Source organism: Flavobacterium acetivorans, from assembly GCF_020911885.1.
GTDB lineage: Bacteria > Bacteroidota > Bacteroidia > Flavobacteriales > Flavobacteriaceae > Flavobacterium > Flavobacterium acetivorans.
In genome coordinates this window covers 1,521,411-1,538,363 of sequence record NZ_CP087132.1, presented here as the reverse complement: position 1 = coordinate 1,538,363, position 16,953 = coordinate 1,521,411, and the positions used below count along the sequence as shown (strand labels likewise).

The window sequence follows — 16,953 nt, the reverse complement described above, 5'->3', positions numbered from 1 at the left end:
TTTTTTTTATGAAGCTTATTACTGCTTTTTCAATTCTAATTTTTCGGCAAAATAATCGCAAAAATCTTTCATCGTATCTGACATTTTTTCATCGCCAGTGGCTCTATGAAAAGTATCTGACATAGCTACTAAGGTTTGATGAAAGAAAATCTTCATCTCATCTACAGGCATGTCCTTTGTCCACAAATCGATACGCATACTTTCTTTGGCCTTACTATCCCAAACAGACAGCATAATTGCCTTGGATTCCTCTAACTCGACACCTCCGTCTTTTGCGGACCACAATAATTTTTCAGGAACACGGTTCTCATCTAATTCTACTAGAAACTTAATTTCTGATCTGTTTTTATCTGACATTACTTTTTAGGTTTGTATTTTGATTTTTCAAATATTTCTTTAGCATTCGCATCTAATAATTGCTGCAAAGATACTTCATTGTTTTTCATATAAGACCGAACAATTTGCCATCCTATCCACGCACCCACACGTCCCGGACTTTCATTATCTATTTCTAAATAAAATTTAGAAAAGGGCGCTGGACTTACAAATCTGGAAATCAACTTCTGTTCATCACTATAAAGCAGCTCATTTTCGATGAAATAACGCCACATATAACTCTCATTTTCCTCACACCATAATAACTGTTGATCCGTATAACCCATTTTATCGGCATCACTATAATCAGGCAATAGCAAATCCTTTATATACAATTCTTTCCCGGAATAAATCATGTTTGATAATAGGTTTTTATCCAAATTTGGTTTCATTTTCTGCTTTACAAAACTAGAAACCACATCTGGCATCATCTGTCTTTGCTCAAAATTTTGCTTGATATAATTTGGAAACTGATAAAACTTATGCTCTTTCCCTAAATACAACTCCAGAGAAACAATCAAAAGGCTGTCTGCATAAATCACCTTATTATTATAGTCCATTTCCGAGATCACCGTAATAACTTTTGGCGTTTTCGTTTTAGGGAAGTAGTATTTTATACGTTTAAACAAAGTTTCCAATTCCTTTTGTTCAGGTTCAAAATTTGAATATTTTTTCTGAACCTCAGCGTACAATTCACGCCAAAGCGGATCTTGCATTTTACTCAACCAAACAGCATCATTGTTACCAGCCGGAAAGAAAAGCGGAAAATCTTGCTTCACCTTATCCAAATCCTCGGGCTTTGTTTCAAAAAAAGCTTTATCAAAGCGCTCTACCTTTATAGTAACTGGAATTTCCTCAACTGCTTTATCTATTTTATCTTTTTTACCGCAGGAAAAAAAAAACAAACATAAGAGAATAGGTATTTGATATAATTTCATTTTTTTTTAATTAAATTTGCACACATAAAAATCAGATAAGCGAGTAAATCTCTGAATGCTTTTGCAAATATACATTCCTACTCGTTAAAACTTAAACTATTTATGATTAAAAAAGTCGCTTTTCAGGCTGATAAAGTGAACACGCATATTGTGAACTGGTTAAAAACCTATGCCGAAAATGCAAATGTCAATGGTTTTGTCGTAGGAATTTCGGGTGGAGTAGATTCTGCAGTAACTTCTTCCTTATGCGCACAAACTGGTTTAAAAGTTTTATGTGTCGAAATGCCAATCCATCAACACGAAAGCCATGTCAGCCGTGGACGTGAGCACATTGAGCAATTAAAGAAAAGATTTCCCAATGTTAGCAACACATTAACCGATTTAACTTTGGTTTTTGAAACTTTCAAAAAAGAAGTTCCTACTGATTTTGATGAAAAAAAATTACACCTAACCCTTGCAAACACACGTGCCCGCTTACGCATGACTACCTTATATTATCACGCAGGTGTTCATGGATTATTAGTTGCAGGAACAGGAAACAAAGTAGAAGATTTTGGTGTTGGTTTTTTTACAAAATATGGTGATGGCGGAGTCGACCTCAGCCCCATAGCAGATCTAATGAAATCAGAGGTGTTTACTCTAGGCGCTTATCTAAAAGTTCCGGAGTCCATACTCAAAGCCGCCCCCTCAGACGGTTTGTTTGGCGATGAAAAGACAGATGAAGAGCAATTAGGTGCTAATTACGACGAATTAGAATGGGCAATGCTTGCTGATGAAGCAGGAAAATTAACAAATGATTTCTCAGGTAGAGAAAAAGAAGTTTTCGATATTTACAAATGTCTAAACAGAACCAACCAACATAAAATGAAAGAAATACCAATTTGTTTAATTAATCGAACATAATTGCATTTTATCAGGAAAATTAGTAATAATGTGTTTTTTTTTATTAAATTTATAAATGATTTTAACAAACAACTCTTAAAAATTTAAAGTTATGATTAAAGTTTGTTTTGCAGATAACTACCCTGTCGTACATTTTGGTGTTAAATCTTATTTTAAAGACCATGCCGACATATCAATTGTTGCCAATGTAGGCAGTTTTTTGATGATTCGCGATATACTCCTTACTAAAGATATTGATGTTTTAGTACTAGATTTAGAACTGGAAGGACTTTCCAGTATTTTTGAAGTGAAATCCATTTTGAAAAACTTTCCTAAAACAAAGATTATTATCTTCAGTGGTCTTTCGGAACAAATTTACGCACCCAATGCCATTAAAGCAGGTGTAGCTGGATTTGTCCATAAAAAAGAAAAACTAGAAACTTTGGGAGCTTCTATCATCAAAGTTCACCAAGGAAAGATTATCATGAACGAAACCGTCAAGAAAAATTTAGCCTTAATTGCCAAACAAAGCAAGAGCGAAAGACTGTATAGAAAACTTTCTAATCGTGAAGTGGAAGTTCTACGCTATTTAAGCGGCGGAAAGAAAAACCATGAAATTGCCGAAATCCTAAATCTAAACGAAAAAACAATTAGTACTTACAAGTTGCGCCTATTGACAAAACTCAATGTTACTAATCTAGTTGATTTAGTTAACAAAGCAAAAACATTAGAAATTGTCTAAAAGAATATCGCTATTCTATTTTAGTATTTCCTAGTCAAAAAAGCAGCACACTAAATGTGTCAAAATGAAAACGCTGCATTAGCCGAATAAAATTCAGCTAATGCAGCGTTTTTTATTTATACAAAGAGCCACGTCTAATTAATGATAACGAACTACTACTCTACCTAATTTTTTAGAAAACTTACCTCTAAGCTCAATATAACTCATCACCATAGACAAGGATTCCATATTATCAGAGCCCGGCTCATTTGAGATTGAATTTTTTAGATTTTCAATAATCTCACTAATCAAAAACCATCTTAAAGTAAACAATGTGTCTGACACTCCTTGATTCAAGGTTTCTTCAATAGTTTTTGGAAATATATTTTGCCCCATCCAATCATGCAGCACATACTTTTCATCTTCCATCATTATCGTCGTTATCTCTTGTGGAACACCTGACTGCAAATGATTAATGTATTTTTCAACTCCTGAATTTTCATTTTGAAGATAATAATTAATCAAATCTTCATAAATAGATTTAAAAACAGGACTTGCAAACTCTATTTCATCTTCTTGTAAACTCAAGAATATTTTTTGAAATACCTTTAACTCTTTGAATTCCGTAACTTCAATAATCTCCCCCTCTTCATTAGACTTCATCAATGTTTCTTCAAAATTTTCAGTCTTATTGCCATAAAGCAGCAAAATTCTGATAATTTCTCGCTCAACATTAGCTAACACATCTACTTTTTCAGTCGATTCTGGGTTTTCGTTTTTTATTACATCGAACGTTTTTTGCTCCGGTTTTTGTTTCTTTGCAACCTCAGCTATATCTTTTTGAGTTAATTGTGCCAAAGTACTCACTAAAACTTGCTCGGAAATATCCATGATTCGAGAACATTCCTGAATATATATTTCACGCTGAATTCTATCGGGTATCTTGGAAATACTCGTCACCATATCCCGAATTAAATCAGCTTTTTTTATAGGATCATTCTTTGCTTCATCCATTAAAAGCGATGCCTTGAACTGGATAAAATCTTTGGCATTGTTTTCCAAATAAGCCACTAGATCATCATGCGAGGTTTTTTTGGCAAAACTATCCGGGTCTTCTCCCTGCGGAAAAGTACAAACTTTGACATTCATACCTTCTTCAAGAATCAAATCAATTCCGCGGATAGACGCCCGAAGTCCGGCTGCATCTCCGTCAAAAAGAACCGTTATGTTTTTTGTCAACCTATTAACTAAACGAATCTGATCCGGCGTCAAGGCTGTCCCTGAAGAAGCCACAACATTTTCAATTCCCGATTGATTGAACTGAATAACATCCGTATATCCTTCAACTAAATAACAATTATTCAATTTAGCAATAGATTGTTTGGCTTGATAAATACCATACAAAACCTTACTCTTATGATAAATATCGCTTTCTGGAGAATTCAGGTATTTTGCCGCTTTTTTATCATTGGTCAAAATCCTTCCTCCAAAACCAAGTACTCGTCCGGACATACTTTGTATAGGAAACATGACACGTCCTTTGAAACGATCAAAAGGCCTGTCCTCTCTTGCGATTGTCAATCCGGTACTTTCGAGGAATTCTAATTTATAGCCTTTCCCAAGCGCTTCCTTAGTAAAAGCGTCCCAAGTTTCTGGAGAATATCCAAGACCAAACTTTTTTATAGTTTCACCGGTAAATCCTCTTTCTTTGAAATAAGAATAACCAATGGCTTTTCCTTCTTCGGAATTTAAAAGTGTATTATGAAAATAAGTTTTCGCAAATTCAGATACGAGATACATACTTTCCCGTACATCTGTATTTGCTTTCTCCTGGTCAGTCTGTTCCGTTTCTTCAATCTCAATATTATATTTTTTAGCCAAATATCGAATCGCTTCCGGATAGGTAAAATGTTCGTGCTCCATCAAGAAAGCGATAGAATTGCCGCCTTTTCCGGAACTGAAATCCTTCCAAATCCCTTTAGCAGGCGAAACCATAAATGAAGGCGAGCGCTCGTCAGAAAACGGGCTCAATCCTTTAAAATTACTTCCTGCGCGTTTCAATTGTACAAAATCACCAATAACCTCCTCTACACGAGCAGTTTCGAAAACAGTATCTATTGTGGCTTTTGAAATCAAAATATATGAAATAATTTATTTATTGAAAGAAAGCAAAAATACACAAATCATAGCTCATAATTGAATTACTTAAAATAAAAAAGCGCCTCTTTCGAAGCGCTTCTAACCTATAAACTAATTGAAAATAAATTATTAATTAAAATCAAAACGCAATCCTAAGGAAACATTATTTTGCTTCACTGCATTATTTTTAAACAAAGGATTCAAATCGTATTTCAGATAAAAACTGGTTGCGCCATAGCCCAGATAACCACTTAATCCGTAGATAAAATTATCTACATTAAAACTGCCTTTGGTAATTTCTTTTGTTTTGTATCCATCAATATCATAGTCTATGTATTGCTTCGATTTCAAATTAGTCCCAACAAATCCACCTAGACCCAAACGAAAACTTTCGTGACTTTTAAAATAGGTTTTGCCATCTTTAACTTTCGGCTTTGTAAAATCCAATTCTAAATGCAATGGAAATACTAAATTCACATTTTTAAAACGCGAATCTTCTTGAGGAATGGGATTCAATTCTAAATTAGTTTGATTATCGTTCACCACAAAACTTCTATTAGCTGTTGGACGAAGATTGTTATACACTACAGAAAACCCATATTTAGCATGTAATAAGTTGTTGTTTTTCAAGATTCGGCTATTGTATGTCAAACCCCATTCGTAAAAATGTGATCCCCAATATTTAAAATCCGATTTGCTCGCTGTCCCATTTGTAACAACATTATTTAGCCCAGTCGCAAAAACCAATTGAGTTGTTGTTCGCTTTGCTTGTCGATTTTGCTTATCCTCTTGTCCATTATAAAACTTCAATCCAGTAACATTTAATTCTCTACTATACTTACCAATAGAATCATTATTAATCCCTAAAATGACCTTGGTTCTACCTCTCACAATTTCTTCTTCTTCAAACTTTCCATCAACTTTATCCTGTATTAGCTGACTTAACTTCCCTTCTTCAATCGCAACTTTTGTTTCAATATTAGCCGCACATTCTTCCGCTTTTTTTAATTTAAGTTCTTCTGCTTTTTCTTTAGAAATTATTCCTTTTGTAACTTCCTTATCTATTACTTCTATTTCGGCTTTTAATGCGTTCTTTTGATTGTCTTTAATAGTTTTAATTTGCTCAGCAATTACTTTTGCTCTTTTTTCAAATGAAACTACTTTGTTTTTCCTTCCTTTAACCGAACCTGTTTCGGGAACAGCATCATCAACTACTTCCAGTTTTACGTCTTTAAACCAAATTTGACCAATACCATCTAACAAAACTCCATAAGAAATTGACGTTGCCTCTTTGGGCACAAATAAAACAATTTCATACTTTTCCCAATCCTTCGTCCCTTTTATGGCTCTATTTTGCATATTATCGAAAGCCAAAACAGCAGCCGTATAATAATCTACACGCATCCAAAGTCCAGCCCAAGATTTGACTTTGTCGCTTTTAACGTAAGCAGTCATTTTAAGGTTTTTTCCTCTATACAAATCAGAATTGACGGTTTTCATAATATTGCCAAAACCATTGATTTTACTTTCAATCGATTTAATTTTAAGAACAGTTTGACCGCTAAATTCAGTATTTTCCTCAGGCCCCATTTCATAACTGGCAGGCTTAGAACCTCTATAATACCATTCTGAAGTTTTGCTAATTGAATCGGATTCCTGAGCATTTAATTTGGTTGCCACAGCAACCAACATTAATAGTGTAACTAAAATAATTTTTTGCATGATTTTCGTTTTTTGATTGATGATTGATGATTATTTATTCTTCATAATTTCTATTAGCTAAAACTGTTTTTATAGCATTATAATTTTTGTTCAATTTTTCTAATGCAGATTCTCTAAAAGATTGATTTAATTCCGTCTCAACATTTGATAATAAACTGTTTGGATCTATAGAAATAACCTTTATCGTTTTTTCTATAATTTTATCCGAAGCTCTTGCTTCAAATTTAGTATCATAAACTTCCGCTAATAATTTCTCTGCCGAAACGTATTTATTTCTGCTGATAGATTGGTAATCCTTGTTATCAGAAGAATTAATTACGATATTATTTCCCTTCGATTGATTGATGATTAAACCCTCCTTATTGTTATTTTTAAGCGGATTGGACGGAGTTTTGAGTTTATTATTCTGAGCAACTACTTGTTTTGCAGTATTTGTATTCTTAATAGAATTTAAAACTGACGTTTCCTCATCGATAATCCCGGATTCTTCCGAAGAAATTTCTGGATCTTTTTGCTCTATAACCAGAGGTAGATTCAGATCTATTTTCTTTGTCTCATAAGTCTTAAAGAAAAATGTCCCAATGAAAACAAACCCAATGAAACTTGCGGCAATATAAATCCAAGACCATTTACGTTTGGGTTTTTCGACACCGTTTAACATTGCGTCCAATCTATCCCAAGCCATTTCTGATGGTTTGATCTCTCGTGAATCTAACTTCTCTTTTATCTGTTTTTCAAGTTTACTCGGTTCCATACTCATAATTTTTTAACTTGTTAATCTGTCCTTGCAGCATTTTCCTTGCATGTGACAATTGCGATTTTGATGTCCCTTCATTTATCTCCAGCATACTTGCAATTTCCTTATGCTTAAAACCCTCAATAGCGTATAAATTAAAAACCATTTTGTAACCATCCGGCAAACTGTCTATCAAGAACTGAATATCATCAACTGAAAACTGGCTTTCGATAGCATTAAAACTTTCCTCAAAAAAAGTCTCCTCTTCAACAAACCGGACCTTTTTTTGAACACGAAGAAAAGAAATGCATTCGTTGACCATTATTCTTCTAATCCAACCTTCGAAACTACCCTGGTGCTGAAAATTTTTAAGATTAACAAAAACCTTCATAAAAGCGGTAATCATTATGTCTTCTGCCTGATGAATATCTTTAATATATTGTCGGCAAACACTTAACATTTTTGGAGAAAACTGGGTATAAATCTTCTGTTGCGCTTGCCGATTGTTTTCGACAGCCAACTGGATTATTTCGTTTTCCTCTTTATGTAAGTTGATTACCTTCATTATCAGTGTTTCGTATTCAGCTATTAGTTCACAGTTGAAACACTAATAACGATCTTCTATTAGTATAGACGAGATGGAATGCAAAAAGGTTGCATCCTAATTTGGATAAAAATAACATTTAAGAGCCTAAAAATTTTAAACACAACAAAATCAGATACTTAAAACAATAAAGAAGTTGAAAAAAAATTATTTTTTTCTTTCAATTACATAATTCACCATCAAGATCAAGGCATCTTTAAATTCGGAATCAGAGTAATTATCTAAAAGCGAAAGCGCTTCTTGTTGAAACTGAATCATTTTTTGCTCAGCATAATGCAAACCGTTATTGTTTTTGACAAAAGCAATCACTTCTTTTACTCGTTTTTTGTCTTTATTGTGGTTTTTGATCGAATTGATTAACCAACTTTTTTCTTTTGAAGTACAAGTATTTAAAACATGGATCAAAGGCAAGGTCATTTTTTGCTCTTTAATATCAATTCCTGTTGGCTTGCCAATGGCATCTTCAGTATAATCAAACAAATCATCTTTTATCTGGAAAGCCATCCCAATAAGTTCACCAAATTTCCGCATATTTTCGACCTGAACTTCATCTTCAATAACAGATTTAGCCCCAAGAGCGCAACAAGCAGCGATAAGTGTCGCCGTTTTTTTTCGAATGATTTCGTAATAAATATCCTCAGTAATATCTAGTCTCCTTGCTTTTTCAATTTGTAATAATTCGCCTTCACTCATTTCGCGGACAGCGACAGATATAATTTTCAGCAAATCAAAATCACCATTATCGATCGAAAGTAACAATCCTTTGGACAATAAATAATCTCCCACCAAAACGGCAATTTTATTTTTCCATAGCGCATTGAGTGAAAAAAAACCGCGTCGGCGATTACTGTCATCCACTACATCATCATGAACTAAGGTTGCAGTATGAATAAGCTCAATGACACAGGCACCGCGATAAGTTCGTTCGTTAACGATATTGTTTGAAACCATTTTGGCTGTCAAGAAAACAAACATCGGACGCATTTGTTTGCCTTTTCGGTTCACGATATAGTAAGTAATCCTATTCAGCAACGCCACTTTGGAAGTCATCGATTCATAGAACTTTTTTTCAAAAAGTTCCATTTCATTAAAGATGGGCTGTTTTATTTGAGAAGTAACATTCATTTAGGATTCAAAGATACATTTTTTGGCCACGAATAAATAGTCTTAAAACTAATTTTGATAAAATCTAAAAATAACTTTATTTTTAAACAACAAAAAATAAATTAAGAGTTTAAAACCTAAATAGCAATCAACAGCAAAAACTACAAAAATGAAAAAAATCACTTTAATTCTATTCCTATGCTCTGTCCTATTAACTCACGCCCAAAAAACAGAAAATATTATCATCATAACCACAGATGGATTGAGATGGCAGGAACTCTATAAAGGTATGGATCCTTCTATTGCTAATAACAAAAAATTCAACCAAGGCGACAGTACCTACATTTACAATAAATACTGGAGCGAAAACACATCCGAACGCAAAACAAAACTCTTGCCTTTTATATGGTCTACCATAGCCTCAAAAGGCCAATTGTACGGAAACAAAGATTACAATAACAACGTAAATAATGCCAACCCATATTGGTTTAGTTATCCCGGATATAGTGAAATGCTGACGGGTCATGCAGATCCACTAATTAATTCCAATGATTACAAGGCCAATCCAAATGTTAATGTATTGGAATTTTTGAACAAACAACCTAAGCTAAAAGGAAAAGTAGCCGCTTTTGGCGCATGGAACGCCTTCGATAGAATCCTAAACGAAGAAAGAAGTGGCTTTCCGGTAATTTCAGCTTTTGACAAAATTGGAGGAAATAGTCCAAGCCCAAAACAACAATTAATAAATGACATGTTGGCTGATTCTTTCAAACCATTTCATCAGAGTGAATGTCTTGATGTATTTACTCATTATGCCGCCATGGAAGAATTGAAAACCAAAAAACCGAGAGTATTATATATTGCCTACGGCGAAACAGACGAATGGGCACATTCTGGACATTATCGCTCTTATTTAGACGCCGCCCATCAAGTGGACTCCTGGATCAAACAAATTTGGGATTATATCCAAAATGACCCGCAATACAAAAACAAAACCACATTAATACTAACAACAGATCACGGACGTGGAGACGAAATAAAAACTCAATGGACCAGTCATGGAAGCCAAATAAAAGGCGCTTCAGAAATTTGGTTTGCTGCTATGGGTCCCGGAATTAATGCTAAAGGGGAAATAAAAACAGAAACTCAATTATACCAAAAACAAATTGCCCAAACTATCGCTAAACTTATGGGCTACACTTTTGAAGCCAATCATCCAATAGCCAAAGAAATAACCGAATTAGCACATTAATTTCTTTTAAAAACACGCTTCTAAACAAAAAAAGGATTGACTTTTATCAAGTTCAATCCTTTTTTAATATATTTATAAAACAGAATGCAATTACACTTCTTTATTGGCCAATTGGCCACAAGCAGCATCAATATCTTTTCCTCTACTTCTTCTCACCTTAACAACTATACCCGAATTTTCAAGCGCTTTGATATAGGCATTAATCGATTCTTCCGAGGCTTGTTGAAATTCGCCGTCATCAATCGGATTGTATTCTATCAAATTTACTTTACAAGGAACATATTTACAAAATTTAACCAAGGCATCAACCGATTCTTTGTTGTCATTGATATCTTTCCAAACCACATATTCGTAAGAGACCTTACTTTTGGTTTTTCGATACCAATATTCCAAAGCTTCTCGTAAATCTTTCAAAGGAAAATTTTCACTGAAAGGCATAATTCTAGAACGGATTTCATCAATCGCCGAATGTAAAGATACTGCGAGCTTAAATTTAACGTCGTCATCTGCCAATTTTTTAATCATTTTTGGCACACCCGAAGTAGAAACCATAATCCGTTTTGGTGACATCCCTAAACCTTCGGGCGAAGTTATCATTTCGATCGCTTTCAGCACATTATTGTAATTCATAAGCGGCTCGCCCATTCCCATAAAAACAATATTCGAAAGCGGATGATTGTAATACAAACGGCTTTCTTTGTCAATGGCAACAACCTGATCATAAATTTCAGCCGGTTCCAGATTACGCATTCTTTTTAATCGCGCTGTGGCGCAAAAATTACAATCCAAACTACAACCCACCTGACTGGAAACACAGGCTGTTGTTCTCGTATTTGTAGGAATCAAAACCGATTCTACCACCAAACCATCATGTAAACGGACTGCGTTTTTAACGGTTCCGTCTTCACTTCTTTGCATCGTATCTACTTTGATATGATTGATAACAAAATTGGATTCAAGCATTAGCCGAGTTCCTTTTGCCACATTAGTCATATCATCAAAACTATGGGCGCCTTTACTCCACAACCATTCGTAAACTTGATTTCCGCGAAAAGCTTTGTCTCCTTGGGAAACAAAAAAATCACGCAATTGTTCTTTAGATAAGGCTCGTATGTCTTTTTTTTCGATTTGCATGCTGCAAATTTAAGGACAATTTGTTGATTTGTTGTTTTGATAATTTGGTAACTTTGACCCAAATTGAAAAAAACACACAAAAATGCATTTCATTTCCCAAGAATTAGAAGATTATATTGAGCAGCATTCTCAAAAAGAACCTGAACTGTTAGCCGCCTTAAACAAAGAAACCTACCAGAAAATTTTGCTGCCGCGCATGCTGAGTGGACATTTTCAAGGACGAGTTCTAAGTATGTTAGCCAAATTAATCAGACCGTTAAATATTCTAGAGATTGGAACCTACACAGGCTATTCGGCTTTATGTTTGTGCGAAGGGATGCAAGAAAACGGCCAACTCCATACAATTGACATTAAAGAAGAGTTAATAGACTTCCAGCGAAAACATTTTGACAAATCCCCTTGGGGAAATCAAATCGTGCAACATTTAGGCACGGCCATTGATATTATTCCAACGCTTGACCTAAAATTCGACTTGGTTTTCATTGATGCCGACAAGGAAAACTACATTAATTACTTTGAATTGATTGTTCCCAAAATGAACAAAGGAGGCGTTATTCTTTCGGATAATGTACTATGGAGCGGAAAAGTATTGGAGCCCTTGCAAAAAAATGATTTGAGTACTAAAATACTATTGGAATACAACAAACTATTAGTGAATGATCCTCGTGTTGAAACGGTTTTATTACCTATTCGGGATGGTTTAACCGTAAGCAGAGTACTCTAGTTTCTACAAACAAAAAGAGCTTCCGTTAGAAGCTCTTTTTGTTTGTAGAATTATGATTGAGGAAAATATTTCTTTTGAACAGCCTGATATATTTTAAAGAACATAAATCCTGAAAATATACCAAATAAATAACCACACATAATATCTAAAGGATAATGCAATCCTAAATATATCCTACTGTAAGCAAATATTAAAGGCCATAAAAATAGCAATCCAAAATATTTAAAATACCTTTTATAATTGAAATATAAAAAAACAGCTACTGCCATACTGTTTGCAGCATGACCCGAAAAGAAACTGAACGAACTGCTTGATTTAACTACTCTTATTATAGTATTAATTTCCGGATTACTACAAGGTCGTAATCTTTGAACATTATTTTTAACCAAGTTCGTTACTTGATCGGTAAATGTTATCAAAAGAGCTATGAACAAGATCAAATACAAGCTTTGCTTTGCTCCAATTTTTTTAAAAATAAAATATAACAATAGCAAGAATAAAGGAGTCCAGTAGATTTGCTTGGTAATTATAAGCCAAAACCCATCATAAGTTTCTGAGCCAAGACCGTTCAAAAATATTAATAACTCGGTATCAAGTGATAGTATTTTTTCCAGCATTACATATTTCGTTTTACTGGTCCGGTAATGTCTTCGATGTCTTCTTTAACTTTAGTGGCCTGAATTACTGAATCACCCAAAAGATCTTCTTTGGCTTTTTCAATTTCTGAAGTTATATTTCCTGTCATATTTGTAAAAGAAGCTGCATCAAGACCATTAGCCTCAGCGCCTTTTTGAATTTCACTTTTTATATCGTTGGTTGCATTTTTTAATTGTGCCATTGCCTTACCCATTGTACGCGCCATTTCAGGTACTTTATCAGCGCCAAAAAGCATCAGTACAATAAACATAATGAAAACCAACTCTCCTCCTCCTATGCCAAACATATTTTTATATTTTATTGTTGCAAAGATATTAAATTTTGCCCCCTAGTTATTTAAATTTTTCATAAAAAAGGACTCTTTACAGAGTCCTTTTTTATGTGATTATTTAATCAAATTTAGATTTCAATTCTGTTTTTGGCCAAGTGTTATTGGTTACATCAACATCTGCTGTTTCTAATTTTGGATCAATTTGAATTTTCTTAATCGCTTTTTCTGTAGCATATACCTTTCTGGCAGTATCATTATTTTTTCTCCAGATTTGAGCTGGATATTTAAAGTTTTCAACCGTTCCGTCTTCGTATGTAAACTCTACAACAATTGGCATCAGCATCCCTCCAGGCTTACTAAATTCAACTTCATAGAAGTATTTAGGATTTTTCAGTTTAGACTTTTCTTCTGCAGAGAGTTTTGTATTTACATAATCCGAAAGTAATTTTACTTCTTCAATTTGCAAAGGCTTCTTTGAAGAGGATTTCAATTCTTCGTTTTTATCTGAAACTAAATATAAAAAAGGGCCTTTATCTAATCCGAAACGCCCTCTTCTTACTTTGGCATCCTTCAATTCCTTAGTTGGAGTCTCTGTAACATAATATTGCTTCACATCATTGATGGCAATATCTACAACATCGGTCGAGTAAAACCATCCTCTAAAGAACCAATCTAAATCTACTGCCGAAGCATCTTCCATAGTTCTGAAAAAATCTTCCGGTGTAGGGTGTTTGAACTTCCATCTGTTTGCATAAACTTTGAAAGCGTAATCAAACAATTCTCTTCCCATAATGGTTTCTCTAAGAATGGTAAGTCCCGCTGCCGGCTTTCCATAAGCATTATTACCAAACTGAACAATACTTTCAGAGTTAGACATTATTGGCTCTAAAAACTTCTGATCACCACTCATATAAGGAACAATTTTACTTGGAACTCCTCGATTAGAAGGGAAATTAGTACCTAATTCCTGTTCGGCCATATATTGCATAAATGAATTTAAACCCTCATCCATCCAAGTCCATTGACGCTCATCAGAATTAACAATCATAGGAAAAAAATTGTGTCCCACTTCGTGAATCACTACTCCTATCATCCCATTTTTTATGCGTTCATTGGTCACTCCGTTTTTATCAGGACGCCCATAATTCCAGCAAATCATTGGATACTCCATTCCTTGATCTTCAGCAGAAACGGATACTGCCTTTGGATAAGGATAATCAAATGTATGCGAAGAATAACTTTTCAAAGTATGTGCAACCATTCTAGTAGATGTTTCTTCCCAAAGCGGATTAGCCTCTTTTGGGTAAAGCGATTCTGCCATCACCACTTTGTTACTCAACTGAACCGCCATGGCATCATAAATAAACTTCCTTGATGTAGAAATACCAAAATCTCTAACATTTTTAGCACTGTATTTCCATGTTTTTTTCTTGTCCGAAAAACCTTTTTCACTCGCTTCAGCTTCAGCCTGAGTCACAATTATTACCGGTTTATCAAAAGATTTTTGGGCTAACTCATATCTTTTTAGTTGTGCCGGAGTAAAAACCTCACTTTTGTTCATCAATTCTCCTGTTGCATTCATCACATGATCTGCAGGAACAGTAATATTTACATCAAAATCCCCAAAAGGCAAAGCAAATTCCCCACTTCCCCAAAATTGCATATTCTGCCATCCTTCAACATCATTATAGACAGCCATTCTAGGAAAAAATTGAGCAATTACATACAATCTATTTCCGTCTTTTTCGAATAATTCATAACCGGAACGACCTCCTTCTTTTTGGTAATTATTGATATTATACCACCATTTTATAGCAAACGAAAATTTCTCTCCTGGCTTCAATGGAGTTGCTAAATCAATGCGCATCATCGTATGATTTATAGTATATGCTAATGGCTTCCCTTTGGAATCTTTCACATATTCAATATTAAATCCTCTATTCAATCCTTCTTTCAAATACTCATCGGAGAATTTCTCCACAGGCAACACCTGTTCAATTTTTTCGTTTTCAGCCAATGGAGATTGAGAATTTTTAGCGGCTTGATTTTGGTCTAATTGTACCCATAAATACTCTAAGCTGTCTGGGGAATTATTATAATAAGTTATCGTTTCTGAACCATCAAGTCTGGCATTCTTATCATCTAATTCTATATCCATTTTATAATCTGCCTGTTGCTGATAATAAGCTGGTCCTGGAGCGCCCGAAGCCGTACGAAACATATTGGGTGTAGCCAATAAATCATACATCTGTCGAAACTTATTCGTATCGTATTTCCCTGCTTCTTTTGGAGCCGGCGTTGTCGCTTTTTCCTGGGCAAACAATGCCATCGGGAGGAGAAAAAATAATGTGATTTTTTTCATGGGTAGTTTTCGAAATTATTTAAGTGGGTGAAAATAATAATTTCGAACAATTTTTTAAGTATAATTTAATATTTTAACACTTCACGAGTAGAAGAATTAGTAAAAAGAAAACTATTCTTAATCTTATTAACGCTAAAATGGGTTATATTTTGCTGTTCTGAATTCCAATCGACCAATACCGCATTATACACTTCGATCGATTTAATTTTTGACACCTCTCTAATATTCCAATAACAAACCATTACATCTCCGTCTAGTTCTTTACTCAAAAACTGTATTGGTTTCAATTCCCCGTTTACCTTAAGGGAAAATTTTTCAGACATGTACTTTTTCAACAAAACCAGTTCCTCCGAAGATTCTTTATCGGTTCCCAAATTCAGTTTCTTAGTGTACTTTTTCTCCAGAGCATTATTCAAATCATCTACAAAGATCCTCGAAGTGATTTGTAACATCTTCTTATCTGGCGCATAATTGACTTGATAAATTCCCATATAAAATTTATGATAGCCAAAAGAAGTAAGACTCAAGAATACTATTCCGAAAAATAAATAGACGATGGTGTTTTTCATTCTACAAAAGTAGCAATTCTTTTAAACTCTTGATTTTTCGTAATTAAAAAATCAATCAGATGAAACTTATTCTCCAATTTCACAAAAGATTGGGCTCTAGAATCATTTTCGCAAAAAATCAAAAAAAGACCTATTTCCTCTTTTTTTAGCTTTAATGTCTGGGTAAAAAAATCAGCTGTAACTGCTTTGGAAGCAGCTTCACTAAAATCTTCATAGTAATCGCCTCTCTTTTTCTCCGCCTTCTTTTTACTGAACATATCCCCAATCATTCTGCCCACTTTTATAAAATCAAAACCGTTTTCAATCCCCATAAGAGGCATTGTGGTGTTTTTGAGTGAAGATTGTGCATCATCAAAATAAGGCCTATCAATCATCAACTGATTACTCAGTAGATAAGGCACTCTTGTTTTTGAAACAACCACTTCTTTTAAATTATTGGTAAAACTTTCGAGCTTTATAATCAGCAAAGGAACTTTGAAATTTTTATCTGTAAGAATGATTTTCTTTGATTTGAAAGCCAAACTCGAAATTAGTAGCGTATCATTTGCCTTAGCAAGAACATCAAAAAAACCTTCGGAACTAATGAATGTCTTTAGTTTTGCACTGCTGTTAAAAACATATCCACCGCTAACCCGCAAGGAATCATTTAAAACTTGTGCATGCAATGGTTTTCTTTCTTCTATTTGACTGAAGCAAAACTGACAAAAGAACCCCATAAAAAGAATCGTAATTTTAGCTTTCATCCGTAATAAGTTAGTGGCAT

General features: G+C 34.2%; 17 protein-coding genes. 4 read left to right on the top strand and 13 right to left on the bottom strand.

Annotated features, from left to right (window positions below; translation table 11 throughout):
* Positions 1–18: 18 nt before the first annotated feature.
* Positions 19–357, bottom strand: coding sequence for a gliding motility protein GldC (gene gldC / locus LNP19_RS06820; protein WP_072942573.1), 339 nt, complete (start codon positions 355–357; stop codon positions 19–21).
* Positions 357–1,313 carry a gliding motility lipoprotein GldB gene (gene gldB, locus LNP19_RS06815; protein WP_230064029.1) on the bottom strand — a complete coding sequence of 319 codons (957 nt, stop codon included), beginning with the start codon at positions 1,311–1,313 and terminating at the stop codon, positions 357–359. The genes gldC and gldB overlap by 1 nt, the downstream gene beginning before the upstream one ends.
* Before the next feature lie 102 nt (positions 1,314–1,415).
* Between gldB and nadE the strand changes: the two genes are divergently transcribed.
* On the top strand, positions 1,416–2,216 hold the full coding sequence (nadE, locus tag LNP19_RS06810; RefSeq protein ID WP_230064028.1) for an NAD(+) synthase: 801 nt from the start codon (positions 1,416–1,418) through the stop codon (positions 2,214–2,216).
* 91 nt (positions 2,217–2,307) lie between these two features.
* A complete protein-coding gene (locus LNP19_RS06805) occupies positions 2,308–2,937 on the top strand; it encodes a response regulator transcription factor (protein ID WP_072942566.1) in 630 nt (209 codons plus the stop codon).
* A gap of 138 nt (positions 2,938–3,075) precedes the next feature.
* On the opposite strand, the gene dnaG is transcribed toward LNP19_RS06805, so the two are convergent.
* The 5 genes from dnaG to LNP19_RS06780 form a co-directional block, all read right to left on the bottom strand.
* The gene (gene dnaG / locus LNP19_RS06800; protein ID WP_230064027.1) at positions 3,076–5,052 is read right to left on the bottom strand and encodes a DNA primase; all 1,977 of its coding nucleotides are present in this window, start codon (positions 5,050–5,052) and stop codon (positions 3,076–3,078) included.
* A gap of 132 nt (positions 5,053–5,184) precedes the next feature.
* Entirely contained in the window at positions 5,185–6,777 is a 1,593-nt protein-coding gene (locus LNP19_RS06795) for a hypothetical protein (RefSeq protein WP_230064026.1), read from the bottom strand.
* 34 nt (positions 6,778–6,811) lie between these two features.
* Positions 6,812–7,531 carry a hypothetical protein gene (locus LNP19_RS06790; protein ID WP_230064025.1) on the bottom strand — a complete coding sequence of 240 codons (720 nt, stop codon included), beginning with the start codon at positions 7,529–7,531 and terminating at the stop codon, positions 6,812–6,814.
* A complete protein-coding gene (locus LNP19_RS06785; protein ID WP_230064024.1) occupies positions 7,518–8,078 on the bottom strand; it encodes an RNA polymerase sigma factor in 561 nt (186 codons plus the stop codon). The genes LNP19_RS06790 and LNP19_RS06785 overlap by 14 nt, the downstream gene beginning before the upstream one ends.
* Positions 8,079–8,264: 186 nt before the next feature.
* Positions 8,265–9,242 carry a polyprenyl synthetase family protein gene (locus LNP19_RS06780; RefSeq protein ID WP_230064023.1) on the bottom strand — a complete coding sequence of 326 codons (978 nt, stop codon included), beginning with the start codon at positions 9,240–9,242 and terminating at the stop codon, positions 8,265–8,267.
* Between the two features lie 148 nt (positions 9,243–9,390).
* Between LNP19_RS06780 and LNP19_RS06775 the strand changes: the two genes are divergently transcribed.
* Positions 9,391–10,473: an alkaline phosphatase family protein gene (locus LNP19_RS06775; protein ID WP_230064022.1), complete on the top strand. Its 1,083-nt coding sequence runs from the start codon at positions 9,391–9,393 to the stop codon at positions 10,471–10,473.
* Positions 10,474–10,563: 90 nt separating this feature from the next.
* Here LNP19_RS06775 and rlmN read toward each other — a convergent pair whose 3' ends face one another.
* A complete protein-coding gene (gene rlmN, locus LNP19_RS06770; protein WP_230064021.1) occupies positions 10,564–11,607 on the bottom strand; it encodes a dual-specificity RNA methyltransferase RlmN in 1,044 nt (347 codons plus the stop codon).
* An 82-nt stretch (positions 11,608–11,689) separates the two neighbouring features.
* On the opposite strand from rlmN, the gene LNP19_RS06765 reads away from it, so the two are divergent.
* Complete coding sequence (locus LNP19_RS06765) at positions 11,690–12,331, top strand: O-methyltransferase (RefSeq protein WP_230064020.1); 642 nt, start codon at positions 11,690–11,692, stop codon at positions 12,329–12,331.
* Positions 12,332–12,381: 50 nt separating this feature from the next.
* On the opposite strand, the gene LNP19_RS06760 is transcribed toward LNP19_RS06765, so the two are convergent.
* The 5 genes from LNP19_RS06760 to bamP form a co-directional block, all read right to left on the bottom strand.
* A complete protein-coding gene (locus LNP19_RS06760; RefSeq protein ID WP_230064019.1) occupies positions 12,382–12,948 on the bottom strand; it encodes a phosphatase PAP2 family protein in 567 nt (188 codons plus the stop codon).
* Positions 12,948–13,274, bottom strand: coding sequence for a Sec-independent protein translocase subunit TatA/TatB (locus LNP19_RS06755; RefSeq protein ID WP_230064018.1), 327 nt, complete (start codon positions 13,272–13,274; stop codon positions 12,948–12,950). Before LNP19_RS06755 ends, LNP19_RS06760 begins: the two co-directional genes overlap by 1 nt.
* A 103-nt stretch (positions 13,275–13,377) precedes the next feature.
* Complete coding sequence (locus LNP19_RS06750; RefSeq protein ID WP_230064017.1) at positions 13,378–15,621, bottom strand: M1 family metallopeptidase; 2,244 nt, start codon at positions 15,619–15,621, stop codon at positions 13,378–13,380.
* Between the two features lie 65 nt (positions 15,622–15,686).
* Positions 15,687–16,190, bottom strand: a complete 504-nt coding sequence (locus tag LNP19_RS06745; RefSeq protein ID WP_230064016.1) for a DUF6702 family protein — start codon at positions 16,188–16,190, stop codon at positions 15,687–15,689.
* Positions 16,187–16,933 carry a BamP family beta-barrel-assembly machinery protein gene (gene bamP, locus LNP19_RS06740; RefSeq protein ID WP_230064015.1) on the bottom strand — a complete coding sequence of 249 codons (747 nt, stop codon included), beginning with the start codon at positions 16,931–16,933 and terminating at the stop codon, positions 16,187–16,189. Before bamP ends, LNP19_RS06745 begins: the two co-directional genes overlap by 4 nt.
* Between the last annotated feature and the right edge of the window lie 20 nt (positions 16,934–16,953).

What these genes read in the sequence shown, in the direction of transcription:
- LNP19_RS06790 (WP_230064025.1), bottom strand. Translation starts at nt 7,531, where the DNA reads ATGGAACCGAGTAAACTTGAAAAACAGATAAAAGAGAAGTTAGATTCA.
- LNP19_RS06775 (WP_230064022.1), top strand. Translation starts at nt 9,391, where the DNA reads ATGAAAAAAATCACTTTAATTCTATTCCTATGCTCTGTCCTATTAACT.
- LNP19_RS06805 (WP_072942566.1), top strand. Translation starts at nt 2,308, where the DNA reads ATGATTAAAGTTTGTTTTGCAGATAACTACCCTGTCGTACATTTTGGT.
- nadE (WP_230064028.1), top strand. Translation starts at nt 1,416, where the DNA reads ATGATTAAAAAAGTCGCTTTTCAGGCTGATAAAGTGAACACGCATATT.
- bamP (WP_230064015.1), bottom strand. Translation starts at nt 16,933, where the DNA reads ATGAAAGCTAAAATTACGATTCTTTTTATGGGGTTCTTTTGTCAGTTT.
- gldC (WP_072942573.1), bottom strand. Translation starts at nt 357, where the DNA reads ATGTCAGATAAAAACAGATCAGAAATTAAGTTTCTAGTAGAATTAGAT.
- gldB (WP_230064029.1), bottom strand. Translation starts at nt 1,313, where the DNA reads ATGAAATTATATCAAATACCTATTCTCTTATGTTTGTTTTTTTTTTCC.
- LNP19_RS06760 (WP_230064019.1), bottom strand. Translation starts at nt 12,948, where the DNA reads ATGCTGGAAAAAATACTATCACTTGATACCGAGTTATTAATATTTTTG.
- LNP19_RS06765 (WP_230064020.1), top strand. Translation starts at nt 11,690, where the DNA reads ATGCATTTCATTTCCCAAGAATTAGAAGATTATATTGAGCAGCATTCT.
- LNP19_RS06780 (WP_230064023.1), bottom strand. Translation starts at nt 9,242, where the DNA reads ATGAATGTTACTTCTCAAATAAAACAGCCCATCTTTAATGAAATGGAA.
- LNP19_RS06755 (WP_230064018.1), bottom strand. Translation starts at nt 13,274, where the DNA reads ATGTTTGGCATAGGAGGAGGAGAGTTGGTTTTCATTATGTTTATTGTA.
- LNP19_RS06750 (WP_230064017.1), bottom strand. Translation starts at nt 15,621, where the DNA reads ATGAAAAAAATCACATTATTTTTTCTCCTCCCGATGGCATTGTTTGCC.
- rlmN (WP_230064021.1), bottom strand. Translation starts at nt 11,607, where the DNA reads ATGCAAATCGAAAAAAAAGACATACGAGCCTTATCTAAAGAACAATTG.
- LNP19_RS06785 (WP_230064024.1), bottom strand. Translation starts at nt 8,078, where the DNA reads ATGAAGGTAATCAACTTACATAAAGAGGAAAACGAAATAATCCAGTTG.
- LNP19_RS06745 (WP_230064016.1), bottom strand. Translation starts at nt 16,190, where the DNA reads ATGAAAAACACCATCGTCTATTTATTTTTCGGAATAGTATTCTTGAGT.
- LNP19_RS06795 (WP_230064026.1), bottom strand. Translation starts at nt 6,777, where the DNA reads ATGCAAAAAATTATTTTAGTTACACTATTAATGTTGGTTGCTGTGGCA.